Here is a 4,224-nt window from a genome sequence, read left to right as displayed (position 1 = left end):
GCTCGGGGCGACTCGGAGCAACTGGCCCCGCTCCGCCCGGCTCAGCCCGGCGGGTTCGCGGGGCGGGCTTCGACCAGGCCGGACTCGTAGGCCGCGATCACCGCCTGGGCGCGGTCGCGGACGCTCAGCTTGGCGAAGATGCTGGTGATGTAGTTCTTGACCGTGGAGACGCTGATGCCCATCGCCGACGCGATCTCGGCGTTGTCCAGGCCGGTGGCCAGCAGGTGCCACACCTCGATCTCGCGGGGCGTCAGTTCACCCAGGCTGGAGGCCGGCAACGGCACCGGTGCCGGCGGCAGGCGGGGCGCGGTGACGTACGTGGAGATCAGCCGGGTGAGCAGGCGCGGCGCCACCGCCGCCTCCCCGGTGTGCACGGTGCGCACGGCCGCCGAGAGCTCCTCCGGGGAGACGTCCTTGGGCAGGAACCCGGAGGCGCCGGCGCGCAGGGCGGCGACCACGTACTCGTCCATGTCGAAGGTGCTCAGCGCCAGGACGCGGCAGGCCGGCAGTTCCCGTGTGAGCCGCTCGGTGGCCTGGACGCCGTCGAGAACCGGCATCCGGATGTCCATCACCACGACGTGGGGCCGGTGCCGGTGCGCGAGGTCGACCGTCTGCTGGCCGTTGTCCGCCTCGGCCACCACCTCGAACGCCGGGTCGGGTGCCAGGATCAGGGCCAGGCCCCGCCGTACCAGCGGCTGGTCGTCGGCGATCAGCACCCTGATCCGCTCCGGGGTTCCCGTCATCCGAGCCGTTCCTCTCCGTCGGCCGACGCCACCGGCAGGCTGGCCATCACCCGGAAGCCACCACCGTCCACGGCGCCGGCCACCATGCTGCCGCCCTGCAGCGCGACGCGTTCGCGCATGCCGATCAGACCGTACCCGGTGCGGCCCGCCCTCGGTCCGGCCGCACCGCCCGCTCCCGCCAGGGCACCCACCAGGGTGTCGGCCGGCGCGGCGGTGCCGTTGTCGGACACCTCGACGGTGATCCGGTCCGGGTGGTACGTCAGCCGGACCCGCGCCTGGGCCCGGCCGGCGTGCTTGCGGGTGTTGGTGAGGGACTCCTGGACGATCCGGAACACCGCCAGGCCGGTGCTCGGCGGCAGCGGGCGCTCCTCCCCCAGGACGGCGAACTCGGTGGGAAGACCGGCCCTGCGGGACTCCTCGACGAGCCGTCCGAGGTGCCCGACTCCGGGCTGCGGCTCGGACGGCGACTCCTCCGGCTCGTCGCCGGCCCGGAGCACGTCGAGCAGTTGACGCATCTCGCGCAGCGCCATCCGCCCGGAGCCCTCCAGCGTGACCAAGGCGTCGCGCACCACCTCGGTGTCACCCCCGAGGTTCGCTCTGGCACCGCCGGCCATCAGCTGCATGGTGGTGATGTGGTGGGCGACGATGTCGTGCAACTCCCGTGCGATGCGGCGCCGTTCCTGCGCCACCGCGCGGTCGGCCAGCAGCCTGCGCCTGACCTCCACCGCGTGCTGCCAGCGCTTCAGCGCCTCGGCCGCGGCGATGACCAGCACCGCGGCGAGCACGTTGGACGCCGCTCGCGAGAGCGGGGGCGGCAGCGGATGCCCCCGGCCCAGCAGCGGTACGGCGGCCGCCACGGGGGCGGCCGGCGCCGCCACCGCGATGCCACGGGAGCGGGCCACGGCGAACAGCGCGATGCAGAGCGTGCAGTTGAAGTGGTGCGGCACCGGCCCGCTCAGGTTCAGGGCCAGGCCGAGGACCAGCACACCCGCCAGTGACGCCAGCGGGTAGCGGCGCCTGGTGAGCAGCGGCATGGCCGCCAGTACGAGCAGGACCAGCGCGGTCAGGGCGATCGGCTGGCTTCCGTCCGGGCCGCCGATCGAGTAGCCGAGGAGGTCCAGGGCGGCCGACCCGACGGCCACCAGCGCGTCACTGGCCGTCCAGGGCAGGCCGTCGGCTCTCGACGGCGGCTGCGACGGCGGCTGCGACGGCGGCAGGGGCCGGTGGTGCATCGACATGCTGGTGGTGGTCCTTTCTGTGGCCGGTCGGCCCCGGCCTTCGCCCGTTCACCGCAGCCGTCGTGCCCGGCGAGCCGTCCCTGCGGAGGCCTTCGTTCCCGGGGGGGCATCCGCGTCTCGGAAGGGGGCGTCCACTGCCCATTCTCGCAGTGGCTCCCGGCCCCGAACCGGCACCCGGGACCGATCCCGGACCAGGCCCCTGGTCCTGGTCCGGGCCTGGTGGCGGGCTCAGGTCCTGACGCCGTTCTCCTCCCGCGCTCGGACGAGAACGCCCGGTACGCCGTGATGGTCTGGAGACGTGCCGGAAATCCCCGGCGACAGCACCACCGCCGGAGGACATCGTGATCCGCGCCCTGACCGGATTCTCCACCAGGAATCCGTGGAAGGTGATCGCCGTATGGGCGGTCCTGGGAATACTCCTGACCGTCCTGATCCAGACATTGATCTACCGGGTGACCCAGACGCAGACGGCCGACTTCCTGCCGAAGAGCTACGACTCGGCCGCCGCCATGAAGATCGCCCAGGACCGCTTCGGGACGAAGACCGACGCCAATCCGGTGACCGTCCTGGTCGCGCGGACCGACGGCCGGGCGCTGACCGCCGCGGACCGGCAGCAGATCGGCGACGGGGCGAAGCGGCTGAGCCGCCTCAAGGTCACCATGCCCACACCCAAGGACGCCGCGCCCCTTCAGCGGGACTACTCGCAGATCCCCCAGGTCGACCCGGCCATGACCGCGCCCGACGGGACCTTCGAGCTGCTCTCCGCCAACCTCACCGGAAACCCCGCCGACCCGGGCCTGGAGAACACCTACCGGGGCCGCGTAGGGTGACCGCCCAGCTGACGATACGTCAGAGTGCGCCACCCGGGCCGCCGGAGTCGAAACTGATATTCCGTCATATTCCGCTTCCCGGTAGCCACTCCATAGTCGCGTGGCTAGGGTGGGCGACGATCCGTCGGGCTCCTGACGGGCCGAGCCGGGGGGCGGGATGCGGATGGCGGCCATTGCCGGCGTGGGGTCACGGTCGCACCGCTTCGGCCGCAGGCCCGCCGCGCCACCCACCACTCCGGGCCGGCTGCGCCGGGTTGTGGTCGCGCTGGTCCTGTGCACGGCGGCGCTGTGGGGGACGTTGGAAGCCGCGCTCGCCGGCGCGCACACGGCGGTGTCCGCCGCCGAAGCCCACGCCGACCCGGCCCTTGTCGACATCGCGCAGCTGTCCTACCTGCTCGCCGACGCGGACCGGGTCGCGGCCGGGAGCTTCGCCTCGGGGACGGTGCGCCTGAGCGGACCGGGGCAGCGCTACCAGGACGATCTGAAGTCGGCCCACCAGGCGTTGGCCCGGGCCGCCGAGCACGACGCGACCGGGCCGGCCGGGAGCGGGCGACTGCAGGCCGTCGAGGGACTGCTCGTCGAGTACACCAGCCTGGTCGAACAGGCGCATGCCACCGAGAGCCAGGGTGCCCTCGGCGCCGCCTACTTGAGCTACGCCTCAAGCCTGATGCACAAACCCGGTGACGGAGTCCTCGCCCAGGTCCAGCAACTGCGGGCCGCCGAGCAGCAGGAACTGGGCCGGCAACAGCAGAGCGGATGGCTCGCCCCGGTCGTGCTGCTCGGCGTGCTCGCCCCCGCGGTGCTCGCCCTGGTCCTGCTGGTCGGTACGCAGCGCTTTCTGAGCCGCCACTTCAACCGGCGGCTCAACCCGTACCTGCTGACCGCGTCCGTCCTGCTGCTCGCGCTGGCCGGCTGGACGGTGGTGGCGACCCTGCACACCGACCGAGCCTTCGGCACCGCCACCGACGAGGTGCTGCCCCGGCTGACCGCCACCTGGCAGGCTCGCGCGCTCGCCGCCGAAGCGGCAGGCGGTGATGCGCTGGCGGTGGTCCAGATCGTCCCCGGACAGGACCTTTCCGACGACTTCGCCACCTACACCGACCCACTGGCGGACCGTCCGGTCACGCCGGGAGCGGTCGCGGCGGCCGAGAACCAGCAGCCCGCGTTCCACGGCATCCTCGCCGACCTGTTCGATGCCGACCTCCGCCCCGACTCCTCCCCAGCGAAACGGGACGCCGCCTTGCACACCCTCCGGGACTTCCAGCAGTTCACCGCGGCCGATGCCGAGCTGCGCCGGCAGGCCGCCACGCGCGGCCCCGCCACGGCAGCCGCGGCCGACCCCACCGTGGCGGCCACGGCTGTCGGCCCCGGGGGCGGGGAACCAGGGGGAGCGGAGGGGGGGTGTTGGCCGGC

3 protein-coding genes and 1 pseudogene are annotated in these 4,224 nt (G+C 73.3%); 2 read left to right on the top strand and 2 right to left on the bottom strand.

All coding sequences use genetic code 11. The features are described 5' to 3' along the window. Nucleotides 1-41: 41 nt before the first annotated feature. A complete protein-coding gene (locus ACFVX9_RS37015; RefSeq protein WP_387986330.1) occupies nt 42-743 on the bottom strand; it encodes a response regulator in 702 nt (233 codons plus the stop codon). Further along, a complete protein-coding gene (locus ACFVX9_RS37010) occupies nt 740-1,981 on the bottom strand; it encodes a sensor histidine kinase (RefSeq protein ID WP_387986327.1) in 1,242 nt (413 codons plus the stop codon). The genes ACFVX9_RS37015 and ACFVX9_RS37010 overlap by 4 nt, the downstream gene beginning before the upstream one ends. A gap of 341 nt (nt 1,982-2,322) precedes the next feature. Between ACFVX9_RS37010 and ACFVX9_RS37005 the strand changes: the two genes are divergently transcribed. Both ACFVX9_RS37005 and ACFVX9_RS37000 read left to right on the top strand, forming a co-directional pair. Then, nucleotides 2,323-2,811 carry an MMPL family transporter gene (locus tag ACFVX9_RS37005; protein WP_387986324.1) on the top strand — a complete coding sequence of 163 codons (489 nt, stop codon included), beginning with the start codon at nt 2,323-2,325 and terminating at the stop codon, nt 2,809-2,811. A gap of 163 nt (nt 2,812-2,974) precedes the next feature. After that, nucleotides 2,975-4,224 (top strand): annotated as a pseudogene (locus ACFVX9_RS37000) (hypothetical protein); the annotation flags it as partial.

It is taken from the genome of Kitasatospora sp. NPDC058243 (assembly GCF_042882025.1).
GTDB lineage: Bacteria > Actinomycetota > Actinomycetes > Streptomycetales > Streptomycetaceae > Kitasatospora.
The sequence above is the reverse complement of the archived record's forward strand: the minus strand, read 5'-3'. Positions and strand labels throughout refer to the sequence as shown.